Annotated in this window: 15 protein-coding genes; 5 read left to right on the forward strand and 10 right to left on the reverse strand. The window is 71.1% G+C overall.

All coding sequences use genetic code 11. The features are described from left to right. Positions 1-43: 43 nt before the first annotated feature. The 5 genes from eno to AC3RXZ_RS05515 all read right to left on the reverse strand — a co-directional run bounded on the left by eno (position 44) and on the right by AC3RXZ_RS05515 (position 4,510). Complete coding sequence (gene eno / locus AC3RXZ_RS05495; RefSeq protein ID WP_243224699.1) at positions 44-1,324, reverse strand: phosphopyruvate hydratase; 1,281 nt, start codon at positions 1,322-1,324, stop codon at positions 44-46. A 90-nt stretch (positions 1,325-1,414) separates the two neighbouring features. After that, positions 1,415-2,083 carry an O-methyltransferase gene (locus AC3RXZ_RS05500; RefSeq protein WP_491493372.1) on the reverse strand — a complete coding sequence of 223 codons (669 nt, stop codon included), beginning with the start codon at positions 2,081-2,083 and terminating at the stop codon, positions 1,415-1,417. Positions 2,084-2,127: 44 nt separating this feature from the next. Next, the gene (locus tag AC3RXZ_RS05505; RefSeq protein ID WP_243224697.1) at positions 2,128-3,087 is read right to left on the reverse strand and encodes a CPBP family intramembrane glutamic endopeptidase; all 960 of its coding nucleotides are present in this window, start codon (positions 3,085-3,087) and stop codon (positions 2,128-2,130) included. After that, a complete protein-coding gene (locus tag AC3RXZ_RS05510; RefSeq protein ID WP_243224696.1) occupies positions 3,084-4,136 on the reverse strand; it encodes a DUF1648 domain-containing protein in 1,053 nt (350 codons plus the stop codon). The genes AC3RXZ_RS05505 and AC3RXZ_RS05510 overlap by 4 nt, the downstream gene beginning before the upstream one ends. Continuing rightward, entirely contained in the window at positions 4,133-4,510 is a 378-nt protein-coding gene (locus AC3RXZ_RS05515; protein ID WP_243224695.1) for a GntR family transcriptional regulator, read from the reverse strand. The genes AC3RXZ_RS05510 and AC3RXZ_RS05515 overlap by 4 nt, the downstream gene beginning before the upstream one ends. Positions 4,511-4,611: 101 nt before the next feature. Between AC3RXZ_RS05515 and AC3RXZ_RS05520 the strand changes: the two genes are divergently transcribed. The 3 genes from AC3RXZ_RS05520 to AC3RXZ_RS05530 all read left to right on the forward strand — a co-directional run bounded on the left by AC3RXZ_RS05520 (position 4,612) and on the right by AC3RXZ_RS05530 (position 7,756). Then, a complete protein-coding gene (locus AC3RXZ_RS05520) occupies positions 4,612-5,091 on the forward strand; it encodes a DUF4442 domain-containing protein (protein WP_491493373.1) in 480 nt (159 codons plus the stop codon). Between the two features lie 23 nt (positions 5,092-5,114). Next, a complete protein-coding gene (locus AC3RXZ_RS05525; RefSeq protein ID WP_308220827.1) occupies positions 5,115-6,341 on the forward strand; it encodes an APC family permease in 1,227 nt (408 codons plus the stop codon). 119 nt (positions 6,342-6,460) lie between these two features. Then, positions 6,461-7,756: an HNH endonuclease signature motif containing protein gene (locus AC3RXZ_RS05530; RefSeq protein WP_491493374.1), complete on the forward strand. Its 1,296-nt coding sequence runs from the start codon at positions 6,461-6,463 to the stop codon at positions 7,754-7,756. Positions 7,757-7,801: 45 nt separating this feature from the next. Here AC3RXZ_RS05530 and AC3RXZ_RS05535 read toward each other — a convergent pair whose 3' ends face one another. Beyond that, positions 7,802-8,581, reverse strand: a complete 780-nt coding sequence (locus AC3RXZ_RS05535) for an AraC family transcriptional regulator (RefSeq protein WP_491493375.1) — start codon at positions 8,579-8,581, stop codon at positions 7,802-7,804. Positions 8,582-8,664: 83 nt separating this feature from the next. On the opposite strand from AC3RXZ_RS05535, the gene AC3RXZ_RS05540 reads away from it, so the two are divergent. Next, on the forward strand, positions 8,665-9,174 hold the full coding sequence (locus AC3RXZ_RS05540) for a VOC family protein (RefSeq protein ID WP_491493376.1): 510 nt from the start codon (positions 8,665-8,667) through the stop codon (positions 9,172-9,174). Here AC3RXZ_RS05540 and AC3RXZ_RS05545 read toward each other — a convergent pair. The 4 genes from AC3RXZ_RS05545 to nhaA form a co-directional block, all read right to left on the reverse strand. Further along, positions 9,149-9,919, reverse strand: coding sequence for an SGNH/GDSL hydrolase family protein (locus tag AC3RXZ_RS05545; RefSeq protein ID WP_498265581.1), 771 nt, complete (start codon positions 9,917-9,919; stop codon positions 9,149-9,151). The two genes, AC3RXZ_RS05540 and AC3RXZ_RS05545, sit on opposite strands and share 26 nt — an antisense overlap. 84 nt (positions 9,920-10,003) lie before the next feature. Beyond that, a complete protein-coding gene (hisS, locus tag AC3RXZ_RS05550; protein WP_243226140.1) occupies positions 10,004-11,260 on the reverse strand; it encodes a histidine--tRNA ligase in 1,257 nt (418 codons plus the stop codon). Positions 11,261-11,323: 63 nt separating this feature from the next. Continuing rightward, positions 11,324-11,956: a nucleoside triphosphate pyrophosphohydrolase gene (locus AC3RXZ_RS05555; protein ID WP_491493378.1), complete on the reverse strand. Its 633-nt coding sequence runs from the start codon at positions 11,954-11,956 to the stop codon at positions 11,324-11,326. Between the two features lie 19 nt (positions 11,957-11,975). Then, positions 11,976-13,142 carry a Na+/H+ antiporter NhaA gene (nhaA, locus tag AC3RXZ_RS05560; RefSeq protein WP_491493379.1) on the reverse strand — a complete coding sequence of 389 codons (1,167 nt, stop codon included), beginning with the start codon at positions 13,140-13,142 and terminating at the stop codon, positions 11,976-11,978. Positions 13,143-13,230: 88 nt separating this feature from the next. On the opposite strand from nhaA, the gene AC3RXZ_RS05565 reads away from it, so the two are divergent. Then, positions 13,231-15,906, forward strand: a complete 2,676-nt coding sequence (locus AC3RXZ_RS05565) for a phosphoenolpyruvate carboxylase (protein WP_491493380.1) — start codon at positions 13,231-13,233, stop codon at positions 15,904-15,906. Positions 15,907-16,002: the final 96 nt, after the last annotated feature.

Consider the following 16,002-nt stretch of genomic DNA (forward strand, 5'->3'; position numbering starts at 1 on the left):
TGCCGCCGCGCGGGCGGCCTCGTTGTCTCGTGCGCGTCGGCGCTCAGGCGGTGTAGCGCGGGAACGCGGAGCGGCCCGCGAAGACGGCCGCGTCGCCGAGCTCCTCCTCGATGCGCAGCAGCTGGTTGTACTTCGCGACGCGCTCGCTGCGCGCCGGGGCACCCGCCTTGATCTGGCCCGAGTTGGTGGCGACGACGAGGTCGGCGATCGTGGTGTCCTCGGTCTCGCCGGAACGGTGCGAGAGCATAGCGGTGTAACCGGAGCGCTGCGCCAGGCTGACCGCGTCGAAGGTCTCCGTGAGCGTGCCGATCTGGTTGACCTTGACGAGCAGCGAGTTGGCGACGCCGCGCTGGATGCCGTCGGCGAGGCGCTGCGGGTTGGTGACGAACAGGTCGTCGCCCACGAGCTGGACCTTCGAGCCGAGCGCCTCGGTGAGGTGCTTCCAGTTGTCCCAGTCGTCCTCGGCGAGCGCGTCCTCGATCGTGACGATCGGGAAGTCGTTCACCAGGCCGACGTAGTACTCGGTCAGCGCCGCGGCATCCCAGTCCTTGCCGTCCAGGCGGTAGACGCCGTCCTTGAAGAACTCCGTCGCGGCGACGTCGAGGCCGAGCGCGATGTCCGATCCCGGCGTGAAGCCGGCCTTCTCGATGGCCTTGACGAGGAAGTCGAGGCCCTCGCGGTTGCTGGGGAGGTCGGGCGCGAAGCCGCCCTCGTCCCCGAGGCCCGTCGCGTAGCCGGCGGCCTTCAGCTCGGCACGCAGCACGTGGTACGTCTCGACGCCCCAGCGCAGCGCCTCGGAGTAGGTCTCGGCGCCGATCGGCGCGAGGAAGAACTCCTGCATGTCGATGCCGTTGTCGGCGTGCTCGCCGCCGTTGATGACGTTGAACAGCGGCACGGGGAGGACGTGCGCGTTGGGCCCGCCCAGGTAGCGGAACAGCGGCAGGTCGGCGCTGTCGGCCGCGGCCTTGGCGACCGCGAGGCTGACGCCGAGGATCGCGTTGGCGCCGGTGCGCTTCTTGTTCTCGGTGCCGTCGGTGGAGATGAGGATCTCGTCGACGATGCGCTGCTCGCTCGCCTCGACGCCCTCGATGGCCGGGCCCAGCTCGTCGATGACGGCCTCGACGGCCTTGAGCACGCCCTTTCCGCCGTAGCGGCTCTTGTCGCCGTCGCGGAGTTCGTACGCCTCGAACGCACCGGTGGATGCGCCGGAGGGAACGGCCGCGCGCTGCACGATGCCGTCATCGAGGAGCACCTCCACCTCGACGGTCGGGTTTCCCCGGGAGTCGAGAATCTCACGTGCGCCTACAGCCTCGATCAGTGCCACGAATGTGCTCCTTGCTCAGAGAAAAGGTTGTGGTGGAGCGTCGTCGATCCGTCGCCATTCTAGCCGGGCGCGTCCGACGCGCCGAAGCGATCAGACGACGAGGGCGATGGCCACTCCGTCCCAGCCCTTGAGGCCGACGGTCTGCAGCGCCGTCGCGTCGAAGCGAGCGTCCTCCCCCAGCATCCGGAGCCCCTCCCGCGTGCCGATGACACGGGGATCGGTGGTGCTCTCGTCGACGATCTCGCCCTCCCGGCCGATGTTGTCCAGGACGACGACGGTGCCGGCGCGGCCCAGTCGCGCGGCCCAGTCGAGGTAGATCGTGTTCGACTCCTTGTCGGCATCGATGAAGACGAGGTCGAAGGGCTCGGTGCCGTCCAGGCTCGGCAGGACCTCGGCACCGCGGCCGATGCGGATCTCGACCCGATCGCCGACGCCGGCGGCATCGAGGTTGCGCCGTGCGACCGCGGCGTTCGCCGATTCCGCCTCGACCGTGACGACTCGGCCGTCGGGCCCGACCGCGCGCGCGAGCCAGATCGTCGAATACCCGCCGAGCGTGCCGATCTCGAGGACGCGTCGCGCTCCGCTCATGCGGGCGAGCAGGTTCAGCAGCTTTCCGCTGACGGGTGCGACCTCGATCTCGGGGAGTCCTGCGGCCCGCTGCGCGGCGAGCGTCGCATCCAGGGTCGGGTCCTGCCCGACCAGGAGGTCGGCGAGGTAGGCATCGGCGGCGCGCCAGTTCTGCGGGTTCGATTCGGCCATTCCCTCAGCCAACCCGGCCGGGCGGGCGAGGTCAAGACACCGGGCTATTCCGGCGGACGATGCGGGAGGGCCCGTCGCGCCGCGGCGTCGAGCTCCGGCTGCTTCCGGAACTGCCCGGTCGCCAGGAGCACGACGATCACGAGGCCGCACGCGATCCAGCCGGCGACCCCCAGCGGCCCTGCCAAGGCCATGTCGAACGTCGTGCCTGCGGCGTACAGCAGCGCGATCGTCGCACCGGCCGCGTTCATCGCCCCGTGGGCGAAGACCGCCGGCCAGACGGACGCCGAGCGCAGGCGCAACCAGCCCAGGAGGATCCCCCAGACGACGCAGCCGCCGACCATGAACGCGACACCCGTGGCGTCCGTGCGCGCGAAGTTGTAGCCGAGCAGGATCACCGGAGCATGCCACAGCCCCCATACCGCGCCGCTGATGAGCAGCGCGGGCCAGGTGCCGTACTGCCGCAGCGCGGGGACCAGGAATCCGCGCCAGCCCAGTTCCTCACCGAGCGCCATGACCGCGTTGATCGTCGCGGCGGCGATCGGCATCGCGATCAGCTGCGACACGATCACGAGACCCGCCGGCGGCGCGGGGACCCCCTCCGGCAGGGACGCCTCGAGCGTCTCGCCGAACCCCGAGAATCCGATCAGATCCAGGTGCACCCATCCGAACGCGGCGGCGATCGCGATCGACAGTGCGATGACGACGAGCGGACCGAACAGGCCCAGAACGCTCAGACCGATCACGCGCTTCGCCGGGCGCAGCGGCCACACGCCGAGAAAGCGCAGCCGCTCTCCCTTCGGCACGGGACGCATCAGCAGGATCACGAGCACCGCGGCGACCGCCGGGGTGAACATCATCACCGAGATGAGCACGCCGGCGAGCGGATGGCGCAGGCCGTCCGAGAGCCACAGCGGGAGCGCGACGAGCCACGCCAGTCCGCAGGCGAGCAGGACGAAGGAGACGATCGCGATCAGCGGCGTCCTCGACGCGGTCGACTCGCTCATCGTGCGCCTCCTCTGATCGTGCGGCCGGGATCGGATGCCGAGTCATCCACGTACGCCTGGAGCAGCGCCGCGGCCTGCTCCGCACCGTCGATCGTGACGACGAACCGGCGCTTTCCGCGCCGCGCGATCTCGATCGCCGGACCCTGACGCGTGACGATGCCGCTGCGGCCGTCGAGCGAGATGCGCCAGCCCCATCCGCCGAACTCCCCGAACGGGGAGATGTCGACCGCCCGGACCGAATCGATCTCGGCGAGCGGGATGCGCGTGCGCGGCACTCCGAGCAGGGAGCGCGCGGAGAATCCCTCCGGCGTGATGCGGATGCGGAACGCCGCCGTCGCCGGCAGAGCCAGCAGGACGATCAGCATGAGGACGACGCCGATCCAGGCAGCGGGTCCTCCGGCGAACGCGAGGGCGATCGTGAGCACGGTGACGAGGACCAGGGCCGAGGCCATGATGATCAGCGGGGTGCGCGGCATCGTCGCGGTCCCCACCCACACGACCCGCTCGCCCTCGCCGAGAACCACCGATCGACCGTCGTCGAGCGACGGCCCCGGGACTGCTGCCACGGCCGGCTGCGCGAACCACGCCGCGACGCCGACCAGCAGCAGCGCGGCGAAGCCGAGCGCCACCACCCACCAGATCCCGCCCATCGCCGCGGCGTCCGACAGCCCGCGCTGCGGTGCCAGCGAACCGACCGCGAGGACGAGGGCGAATGCGGAGAGCCCCGCGGCCATCGCTCCCATGAAGCGCGCCGCGGCGCCCCAGTGCGTCCCGACGGCGATGAGCGTCGAGGCCGCCATCAGCACGGGCAGTCCGAACCCGAGGCCGATCAGCATCCACACGTAGACCAGCGGAGAGCCGAATCCGTCGGGGCCCGAAACGCCCCAGTGGGTCACGACGGACGCCGGCAGCTCAGGCATCCAGGCCAGGACGATGGCGAGACCGACGGCGACCAGAACGATCGGCACCGCGACGGCGACAAGGAGGAATCGGACCCGCGCTCGGCGCAGTTGCGCCGGAGGCGTGCGGGTGATGTCGTGCTCGGTCATGGGCGCTCCTCCGGTCGGCGGTCGATGGGGACGGCGGATGTCACGATCGCGGCGAGCGTCTCGGCGGACACGCCCAGCTCACCGGCCCTGGCGACGAGATCGGCGACTTCCTTGGCGAGGTCGACGAGCGGCGCAGCGGATGCTGCCACGGTGGCCCCGCGGCCGCGCCGCAGATCCACCAGCCGTTCGTCACGCAGCTGCTGGTACGCATGCAGCACCGTGTGCAGGTTGATGTCGAGCGCGTCGGCGACCTCGCGCGCCGACGGCAGCCGGTCGCCCGGCCCGAGGGCGCCCGTCAGGATGTCGGCGCGGACGGAGGCGGCGACCTGCTCGAACAGCGGCCGCTGGCTGTCGGCGTCGATCCGGATCAGCATGTCGTCCTCCTCGTTCGACTTATTCTATGAGAAATAGAACAGTTGTAGCAAGACGCCAGAGGCTTTGCCGGATGCCGGGATGCTCCCCGACACTGATCGCCATGAAGATCACTCCGCGCCGGCTCGCGATCGGAATGAGCCTTTGGGCACCGAACCTGTTCAGCGGGATCCGCGTCCGTCGCTTCAGCGCGGACTGGACCCGCGCCACCGTCGAGCTGCACGTCAATCTCCTCACTCGCAACTATGTGAAGACGGCGTTCGGCGGATCGATGTCCGCCATGACGGATCCCTACTTCTTCATGCTCGTGATGCACCAGCTCGGGCGCGACTACGTCGTGTGGGACACCCGGGGGGAGATCGAGTTCGTCAAGCCCGGCCGCGGTGTGCTCACCGCCGAGTTCCATGTCCCGAAGGAGCAGGCCGCCGAACTGCGCGAACGCGCGCACGGCGGGGCGAAGGTCCTGGAGTGGTTCGAGACCGTCATCACGGATCGCGAGGGGGACGTGGTCGCGAAGGTGCGGCGCGAGGTGTACATCCGCGAGAAGAAGCGCGTGACCGCCGCGCGCGGCACCGATCGTTAACCGAGCGGTGGCACGATGATCACGTGCCCCTCGCTCGCAGGCTGACCCTCCCGGACGCCACCGCCATCGGCCTCGGATCGATGATCGGCGCCGGCGTGTTCGCCGTCTGGGCACCGGCGCTCGGAGCCGCCGGCTCCGGCATCCTCGTCGCTCTCGCGATCGCGGCCGTGGTCGCGTACTGCAATGCGACCAGCTCCGCCCAGCTCGCCGCCGTGCACCCCGTCGCGGGCGGCACGTATGCCTACGCGCGCGCCGAGATCGGCCCCTGGCCGGGATTCGTCGCAGGCTGGTGCTTCGTGATCGGCAAGATCGCCAGCTGCGCCGCGATGGCGATGACCTTCGCGTCGTACGCCGCGCCAGCGGGATGGGAGCGGCCGGTCGCCGTCCTCGCCGTCGCCGCGCTCGCGACCGTGAACTGCTTCGGCGTGACCCGCACCGCGCTCGCGACCCGCATCCTCGTCGCGGCGACCCTGCTCGGGCTCGCCGTCGTCGTCGCCGCGGGAGTCGGCGGAGCACCGCACTCCCCCGCTCCGCTCGCGGACGCCACGGTGTACGGGGTCCTGCAGGGTGCCGGCCTGCTCTTCTTCGCGTTCGCCGGCTACGCCCGCATCGCGACGATGGGCGAGGAGGTCGTGGACCCGGCGCGGACGATCCCGCGCGCGATCGTGCTCGCACTCGGCGGGGCGGTCGTGGTGTACCTCGCGATCGGCGTGACGGTGATCCTCGTGCTGGGTGCGGATGCCGTCGCCGGACCGGCCCCGCTCGCCGGTGTCGTCGAGGCCGCGGGCTGGGGATGGGCGGATCCCGTGGTTCGTGTGGCGGCGTCCGCCGCCTCGCTCGGCGCGCTGCTCGCCCTGCTCACCGGCATCGGCCGTACGACGCTCGCGATGGCGCGCGAAAGCGACCTGCCGCGTTGGCTGTCGGCCGTGGACACGCGCTGGCAGGTGCCGCGACGCGCGGAGATCACGATCGCGCTGATCGTGATCGGCATCGTCCTCGTCGCGGACCTGCGCGGAGCGATCGGCTTCTCGTCCTTCGGCGTGCTGCTGTACTACCTCATCGCGAACGCGGCGGCGTTCCGCCAGACCGGCGACGACGTCCGGCGCTATCCGCGCGCGCTGCAGGTGCTCGGCGCCCTGGGATGCCTTGTCCTCGTGAGCACACTGCCCGCGATGGCGTCACTGATCGGCACCGTCGTCGTGCTCGCAGGCGTCGCCTACCGGATGCTTCGACTGCGCATCGCGCGGTGAGCGTCGACGATCAGTGCCCGTACGTCGAGGAGCGGAGCGCGATCCAGTATCGTATATTCTTGCCCTAATTATGCGGATCGGCGCTACTTCTTCTCGTACTTCTGTGCTATCATGGCTTCATGGACGCAGCGATGCCGACACCCTCTCCCTCGGTTCTGAACCCGGCCGAGGAGATCGGCCTGCTGCTGGCGGATGCCGAGTGCTCGCAGGTCGATGCGAACCGACAGGCCGCGTTGCAGGCGGCGCGGATGCTGCGCGTGGTGCAGTGCGCTCGTCGGCACCCGGAGCTCTACGTGGACGGCCTGGACGGCGCCGAGGCGATCGAGTTCGCGGAACGGGCGGCGATCCTGGACCTGGCGCTGCGGATGAACAGCACCGAGGATCATGTGCGCGGGCAGGTGTTCCTCGTCGAGCGCGCCCAGCAGCACCTCCCCGGGTTGTGGGAGCAGACCGCGTCCGGGTTCGCCTCCCCGTACCTGCTCGGTCGGGCCGTGCACGCGCTCGGTCTCGTCGCGGCCCCCGCAGACGCCACGGACCCGGAGCGCTCCGCGGAGCAGCGGGCGTTCGCGCGCATCGACGCCGCGTGCACGGAATGGTCGCTCTCGTGCTCGCCGGCGTCGTTCAACCGTCGGCTGAAGAGACTCGCCGATCGGCTCGCGCCGCTTCCCGCCGAAGCGAAGCACGCTCGGGAGATGCGGGATCGGCGCGTCTGGATCGAGGACGCCGACGGCGGCATGGCCTGGCTCCATGCGTTGATGCCCTCCCACGAGGCGCACGCCGCGTTCCGTCGCATGACCAGCACCGCGAAGCACCTCACCAAGGACCGCCGCGAAGAACGCACCCGCGATCAGCTGCGCGCCGATCTGACCAGCGCATGGCTGCGCGGTGTCGGCACCGACACCGCGGTGAAGACCAAAGTCTTCGTGACGGTCCCGGTCCAGCTGCTCGCCGCGGCGCCGGACGGAGCGCCGATCGACCCCTCCGTCGCCGAGGCGCTGGCGGCGGAGCAGGCCGAGATGGTCGGAGGCGACGCGATCGATGCGGTCACGGCGGCGCAGTTGTTCCTCGATGCGTCCGCCTTCCACCGCGTCATCACGGACCCGATCACGGGCGCGATCCTCGACATGGACCGCCGGAGCTACCGGCCCACGAAGGCGCAGCGCGACTGGCTCATCCTGAAGCACCGAACCTGCGCGCGAGACGGCTGCGAACGTCTCGCCGCCGATGCCGAGATCGATCATCGTCGACCGTGGGCCAGAGGTGGCGGGACCAACGTGGACAACCTCGCACCGCTGTGCCCGCGCGACCACAGGCACAACCATCGCACCACCTTCCGCTACCGATCGCGACGCGACGGGACGGTCCAGGTGATCTCGCCGACCGGGCATGCGACCGAGCCCGACCCTCCCTTCTGAGACGGCGACTCTTGTCAGCCGCGGATCACCCCTCTGTGATCCCCTTCACGGCGCGCCCGCACGGTAGGCCGTCGGCGTGAAGCCCAGCACCGCACCGAAGTCGTGCGTCAGATGGGCGTGATCGGCGTAGCCGAGTTCGGCGGCGACCGTGGCCAGGTCGGTGTCCGGATGCTCCCGGATCCGCTGCGCCGCCTCCTGCAGGCGTCGACGCCGGATCATCGCCAGCGGCGGGAGGCCGACGTATCGGTGCGCCAGCCGCTGGAGCGTGCGCAGGGAGACGGACAGCCTCGCCGCGGCATCCTCTGCCCGAACGATCTCGGGATCCGACATGAGAACCTCTGCCATCCGGTTCGCCTCCCGCGCCACTTCGGACGGCTCGCCGACCCGGCGGACGAGCCATGCCGCGAACGCCCCGACGGCGTCCGCGCGCCCCTGCTCCCCTCCGTCACCCATCGCCCGGACGACGGCGTCCCGCAGGTCCGGAGCGTCGAAGATGCGGGACCGATCGCGCAGCGCCGCCGGATCCTCGATGAGGGCTGCGACCGCAGCCGGCTTCAGCAGCGCCCCGACCGCCCAGCCCCGGCCCGTGAGATCGCGATGCGACGCCGCCGTGGTGGCGCCCACGAGCTCGACCGCATCTCCCTCGACAACGAGGTTCAGCGCCGGGTACGCGACGACGTGCTGCCGTGAGGACCGCCCCGGATCGATGTCCCACTGCGGTATCCAGAACCACTCGACGAGCTCCGCGGCCTCGCCCGGGGGCGGACAGCGGTGGAAGTCCGGCATCCGTGCGGGATACAGCACTCCACGCCGCGCATCGATCACGCGGGACAGAGTAGCGCCGGCCCCGGACAGGATGTCGCGAATCTCCAAGCGCCGGGATCCGGCCGGTCCGTAGCGTCGACGTCATGAACAGCACAGGACTCACCGGAGCACACACCACCGACGGCCGCCCGAACAACGCGACCAGCCTCACCCCGTTCCTCGCGATCCCCGGGGCGGCCGACGCGATCGGCTTCTACCGCGACGTCTTCGGCGCCGTCGTACTCGACGTCACGGAGATGGGCGGAATCGTCGTCCACGCCGATCTGGACTTCGGCATGGGGCTGCTGCAGATCGGCGAACCCACGCCCGAATACCATCTCGTGGCCCCGCCGTCCGGCGAGGACGACTGCTACTCTCTCGGCCTGTACGTCCCGGATGTGGACGCGGTCGTCGAGCGCGCGACGGCATCCGGCGCCACGGTCCGCGAAGCGCCGAGCGACTTCGTCTCGGGCGACCGGTTCGCGTCGATCCGCGATCCCTTCGGCGTGCGCTGGTCGATCATGTCCCGCGTGGAGGACCTCTCCCCCGCCGAGAGCGCCCGGCGGGTCGAAGAGTGGGCGGCGAGCTTCACTGCCGCGAGCGAAGCGCCGTGACGACGGCGGGAAGCAGCGCCTCGGCCGTCCGTCGGTAGCCCGCCGCGCTCGGGTGGAACCGATCGAGGCTGAACATCTCTTCGGGCTCCGCGTGGAACGTCGGCCCGACGAGCTGGCGCAGGTCGACCGGCACGGCGCCCGTCCGCCACGCGACACGCGTCTGCTCCAGGGCGAGACGCCGCGACATCCGTGACAGCAGCGACCGCAGCGGCTGGGGCACGGGACGCAGCGTCCCGAGGTCCGGGCAGGTGCCGACCACGACGGGGGTCCCGGCGTCCTGCAGCCGCAGGACGGCCTGCTCGAGCTGAGCCGACGCCACGGATGCCGGAACGAGGTGCGTGACGTCGTTGCCCCCGACGACGATGACCGCGACATCCGCGCGGTAATCGGGATCCAGTCCGTCCAACTGCGCCCCGAGTGCCGAGGACTCCGAGCCGACCACCGCCGCCGTGCGCAGTCGCACGGGACGCTGCAGCCGGCGCGCGACGGCCTTCGCGAGCCGGCCGCCGAGCGTCTGCTTGCGACGCTCAGCCCCCAGGCCGGCCGCGAGGGAGTCGCCGAGGAGCAGCAGATCGACGGGTCGCCCTTCGAGCGTCTTCCGCCAGACCCGGTCCGCATCCAGCGACTCCTCGCCCAGTGGCTTGCCGATCCGTCGGCGCGCGATCGCTGCCTGACGGGACAGGAGGACGCGGATGCCGAGCGCGGCGAGCACACAGGCGGCGAGCACGGCGCCGAGGATCCTCACGCGAGCCACGGTGCCAGCAAACACCGCAGGAGTGAACCCGGGGTGAATGGGCGGGGACGGCCGGGGACGCGCGGTCCCCGCGTCTCAGCCGAGCGGCTTGATCTCCAGAGCGCCAACCGGGGCGCCTGCCGCCACGGTCGCGAACGCCGTGTACCCGTCGGCGGCCGAGCGCTCGAGCAGCCCCTTGAGGTTCTTCGTCCGGCGCTCGAGGCGCACGCGCGAGCCCTGATCGATCAGCGCGGCCTTGTGCGCCACGAGCTCCACCACCGGCACGTCCTTGTCGTGCACGAGCACGACGGCCGCGGCATCCGCGTCCTCGCCGAGCTCGACGAGATCGACCAGGCGCTCGAACCCGAGCGAGAACCCGACCGCGGGCACCTGCTGGCCGAGGAACCGTCCGATCATCCCGTCGTAGCGGCCGCCGCCACCGAGCGAGTACGGCACGGACGGGTGCGCGAGCTCGAAGATCGTGCCGGTGTAGTACCCCATGCCCCGCACCAGGAACGGATCGAACACCAACGGAATGTCCGTCCGTCCGGTTCCGGCGGCCACGGCCTCGCCGATACCGACCAGGTGCGCGACGATCTCCTCCGGCGCCCCGTCCGGAAGCGCTCTGCGGATCTGCCGCTCGCCGTACGGGGTGTACTCCCTCGTCTGCGGGCGACGCAGGAACTGCTCGAAGGCGTCCACGGCGGACGACGTCGCCTGCCGCTCCCGCAGCTCGGCGACGATCCCGTCGGGGCCGATCTTGTCGAGCTTGTCGATGGTGATGAGCACGCCGGGACGCTCATCCGCGGTGAACCCGAACGCGTCCAGCATCCATTCCAGCGCCCGCCGGTCGTTGATGCGAACGCTCGCGTCGGAGAGGCCGAGCGCCGCGACGGCGTCCAGCGACGCCACCAGCAGCTCGGCCTCGGCACGGGCCGAGTCGTCCCCCATGACGTCGATGTCGCACTGCACGAACTGCCGGTACCGCCCCTTCTGGGGCCGTTCCGCACGCCACACCGACCCGATCTGGATCGCGCGGAACACCGCGGGCAGTTGTGCGCGGTTCGACGCGTAGAACCGCGCCAGCGGGACAGTCAGGTCGTAGCGCAACCCCAGGTCGGACAGGCCGGCGGGGTCGCCGGCGGCGGCACGGATCGCGTCGGCGTCCAGACCCCGGCGCAGGATGTTGTAGGACAGCTTCTCGTTGTCACCGCCGATGCCGGCATGCAGGCGGTCGTACTCCTCCACCACGGGCGTCTCGATCTCGTCGAAGCCGTGCGCGCGGTAGCGCTCGCGGATGACGGAGAGGACGCGCTCTCGACGCGCCTTGTCGGCGGGGAGGATGTCGCGCATGCCGCGCGGCGGGTTCACGGTAGCCACGAGTCCATCTTTCCAGGTCTGCGGGTCCAGGCACCGCTAGGCGGACTCCGCGGCGCGGACCTCGCCCTCCAGCGCACGCGTGCGTTCACGCAGGGCGCGCTCGGCGTCCCATCCGTTCGCACGGGCCTGCGCGACGAGGGCGAGCAGCGCGTCGCCCAGCTCGGCTTCGGATGCCGGGGCGGCCTGCTCGGGGGACGGATGCTCGGGGAGCACGCGCGCGGCACGCCCGAGCACCTTCTGAGCACGCGACAGCGCCGGCATCCCGCTCGGGACGCCGTCCAGCACGCTCGTGCGCGCCCGCTTCTCGGCCGCCTTCGCGGCGTTCCAGTGCATCAGCACCTCGTCCGGGGTCGTGGCGACCGCGTCCGCGAAGACGTGCGGATGGCGGCGCACCATCTTCTCGGTCAGCGTGCGCGCGACATCGTCGATGTCGAACGGATCCTGCGGATCCTGCTCCGCGATCGCGGCGTGGAAGAGCACCTGCCACAGCAGATCGCCCAGCTCTTCGCGCAGCTCGGCGCGATCCCCCGTCTCGACGGCGTCGATGACCTCGTGCGATTCCTCGATGAGGTAGGGGATCAGGTCGCGGTGCGTGATGCGCTGCGACCACACGCAGCGTTCGCGCACGGCGCGCATGGTCTCCGCTGCGTCCCTCAGCGCGTCGCTCATCGGTCTCCCCTCACCCGCCTCACGGCTTCGCCACGGAGTCCAGCCGCCGGTAGTGCGCCGCTCGCAGCGACACGATGATGCCGGACAGCACGAGAGCGGCGAGAGAGCCCACGAGGACGCCGAGGATGGCCTGATCGCGGATCTCCGCGTCGTCCGCGAAGGCCAGATTCGCCAGCAGCAGCGACACCGTGAACCCGATGCCGCCGAGCGTCCCGGCGGCCAGGAGATCGGCGAGCTTCAGAGCCGGACCGCCCTGCGATCCGATCCGCATCGCCAGCCAGCCGAACAGTCCGATGCCGATGATCTTGCCGATCGGCAGCGCGAGCGCGATCCCGAAGAACGCCGGCGACAGCTCGGAGGGCGACACTGCGGGGATCACGACGAACGCGGCGGTGAAGGCGAAGACGGGCAGGATCCCGCCGTTCACCCAGGTCTCCAGCGCGTACCGGATGCGCATCGACGGGGCCTGCGCGACTGCGAGCCCGAGCAGAACGCCGGCGATCGTCGCGTGCACGCCGGAGGCGGCGACCAGAGCCCACACCACGATCCCGATCACGACCATCGCCGCGCCGATCACGAAGCGGTTGCGCTCCTCGAGCTGACGGCTGAGCAGACCGAAGGCGACGACGCCGACCAGGGCGAGCAGGAGCAGCAGCCAGTTCAGGTCGTGCGCGAACAGCACGGCGATGAAGACGATGCCGATGATGTCGTCGAGGATGGCGAGGGCCAGGAGGAACACCCGCACGGTCGACGGCAGCCCTCGACCGAACACCGCGAGCACGCCGAGCGCGAACGCGATGTCGGTCGCCGTCGGGATCGGCCAGCCCGAGGCGGTCCGCGGCGCCCCCGCGATCACGAGATAGATGACGATCGGGACGATGACGCCGCCCGCGGCCGCGATCGCCGGCTGGATCGCCTTCCGCCAGGAGTTGAGCTCGCCGCTGGTGAGCTCGAACTGCAGCTCCATGGCGACGACGAAGAAGAAGATCGCCAGCAGGCCGTCGGAGATCCAGTGCTCGACCGAGAGATCGAGCCCGGTCCCCGGCACCGGGATGTGCAGATCGAGCACTCCCGCGATGGCGTCGTGCGCCGGGGTGTTGGCCAGGAGGAGCCCGATTCCGGCTGCCACCAGCAGCAGGATCGCGGGGAACTGCGCGGAGCGCAGGGGGTTGCGGGAGTCAGCCATCCCCTCCATGGTAGGGCGCGGCGGCGTCCGGCGTTCATGCGGCGTCACGCGGTCGGGCGGCCCCCTCGCATCGGGATACGCTCGAGGGATGACCCCCGAGCCCACACCCACTGAGGCCATCCGCGTCATCGGCCGATTCGAGGCAGGCCGCGGCATCCCCGACGCCATGCGCGCCGACGTCCGCATGCTCGGCGCCCTGCTCGGCCAGGTGCTCCGCGAGTCCGGCACGCCCGGCCTGTTCGAGGACGTCGAGCGGCTGCGCCTCGCGACCATCCAGGCCTACGACGAGTCCAGCACCGAGGCGTTCGAGCGCGCGGCATCCATCGCCGACTCCTTCTCGGTCGAACGCGCGGATGAGGTCGCCCGCGCCTTCACCGCCTATTTCCACCTGGTGAACCTCGCCGAGGAGCACCAGCGCGTCCGCGTGCTGCGCGAGCGGGCCGGACAGCCCGGCCGCGAGGACGCCGTGGACACCGTGGCCGCCGCCTTCGCGCAGCTGCGCCGCGAGGTGGGCGAGGACGAGGCCGCCCGCCGGCTCGCCGGACTCCGCTTCCACCCGGTCTTCACCGCCCACCCGACCGAGGCGCGTCGCCGGGCGGTCTCCACGAGCATCCGCCGGCTGTCGGATCTGCTGACCCAGCACGACGAGGCCAGCGATGCCGGAGCAGAGCAGCGCCGGGCACGGCGCCGGATGCTGGAGGAGATCGACACCCTCTGGCGCACCGCACCTCTGCGGGCGCAGAAGCCGACGCCGGTCGACGAGGTCCGTACGGTCATGAGCGTCTTCGACGAGACCCTCTTCACCACTGTGCCGCATGTCTACCGCCGCATCGACGACGCCCTGCGCGGCGACGAGTCCGGCGCGAGCGCTCCGGTCGTCCCCGCGTTCGTCCGCGTGGGCTCTTGGGTGGGCGGCGACCGCGACGGGAATCCCTTCGTCACGGCATCCGTCACCCGCCAGGCGGCCGAGATCGCGTCCGACCACGTGCTGCAGGGCCTCGAGCGCGCGCTCGCGCGCATCGGCCGCACGCTGACGCTGGATGCCGAGAGCACCCCGGTCTCCCCAGCGGCCGCGGCCCTGTGGGACGCGTTCGCCGCCGCGGAGCCCGAGGCCGCGGCCGACATCTCGACCCGGTCCCCCGAGGAGCCGCACCGCCGGCTGCTGCTGCTGTTCTCGCGACGCGTCGCGGCGAAGCGCACGGGCGCGACGGGCGGATACACCGGACCCGAGGACCTGCTCGCCGACCTGCGCGTCGTGCAGGAGTCGCTCGTCGCCGCCGGGGCCCGCCGCCACGCGTTCGGCGGCGTGCAGCACCTGATCTGGCAGGTGGAGACGTACGGCTTCCACCTCACCGAGCTGGAGGTGCGCCAGCACTCCCAGGTGCACCGTCAGGCGCTCGCCGAACTGGATGCCGGCGGCGAGCTCAGCGAGAAGACGCGCGAGGTCCTCGACGTCTTCCACGCGATCGCGGAGATCCAGCGGGAGTACGGCCCGCGCGCCGCCGGTCGCTATGTCGTGTCGTTCACGCAGTCCGCCGAGGACCTCGCGAACGTGCGACGGCTCGCCCGCTACGCGCTGGGCGACGAAGCACCGGTCCTGGACGTCGTCCCGCTGTTCGAGACCTTCGCCGATCTGCAGGCGGCACCGGCGATCCTCGCCGAGACCGTCCAGTTCCCGGAGTTCCGCGCGCGCATGGCAGAGACGGGGAACCGGCTCGAGGTCATGCTCGGCTACTCGGACTCCTCGAAGGACGTCGGCCCGGTTGCGGCGAACCTCGCCCTGTACGAGGCGCAGCAGAAGATCGCGCAGTGGGCGAAGGACGCCGGGATCGAACTGACGCTCTTCCACGGACGCGGCGGCGCCCTCGGACGCGGCGGCGGACCGGCCAACTCGGCCATCCTGGCCCAACCGCCGCACTCCGTCGACGGCCGGTTCAAGCTCACCGAGCAGGGCGAGGTCATCTTCGCCCGGTACGGCGAGCCCGCCATCGCCATGCGTCACATCGACCAGGTCGCGGCGGCCACACTGCTGGCCTCCTCCCCCGGCGTCGAGCAGCGCACCAGCGGCGCGGCCGAGCGCTTCGCCGCGATCGCGGCGACCATGGACACCGCCTCGCGCGCCCGCTTCTTCGAGCTCGTGCACGCCGAGGGCTTCGCCCCCTGGTTCGCGACCGTCACCCCGCTCGAGGAGATCGGCCTGCTCGCGCTGGGCTCGCGCCCGGCGCGCCGCGGGCTGTCGGTGGAGTCGCTCGAGGACCTGCGTGCGATCCCGTGGGTGTTCGCGTGGACCCAGGCCCGCATCAACCTGGCCGGCTGGTTCGGCCTGGGAACGGCGCTGGAGGCGGTCGGCGACGAGAAGCTGCTCGCCGAGGCGTATCGCGAATGGCCGCTGCTGCACACCATGATCGACAACGTCGCGATGAGCCTGGCCAAGACCGACGAGCGCATCGCCCGTCGCTATCTGGCGCTCGGCGACCGCGAAGATCTCGCACAGCTCGTGCTCGACGAGCTCGCTCTCACGCGCGAATGGGTCATCCGCCTCACCGGCGGCACCGGTCTGCTCGAGAACAAGCCGATCCTGCAGCGCGCCGTGCAGTTGCGCAGCCCGTACGTCGACGCGCTCTCGCTGCTGCAGCTGCGGGCGCTGCGCGAGCTGCGTTCGGCCGACGAGTCCGCCACCGGGTCCGGAGCGGACGCCGAGCAGCAGCGCCTGCTGCTGCTGTCGGTCTCGGGCGTGGCGGCCGGCCTGCAGAACACCGGGTGATCCCCGCGGTCCTGCTCACAACGTGCAGGGCGCTAAAGTGAGAACTCGTGTGCCCGACCGGCGCCTTCTCACGCGACACGATCGCCCTGCTCCGCA

The organism is Microbacterium cucumeris, assembly GCF_058349845.2.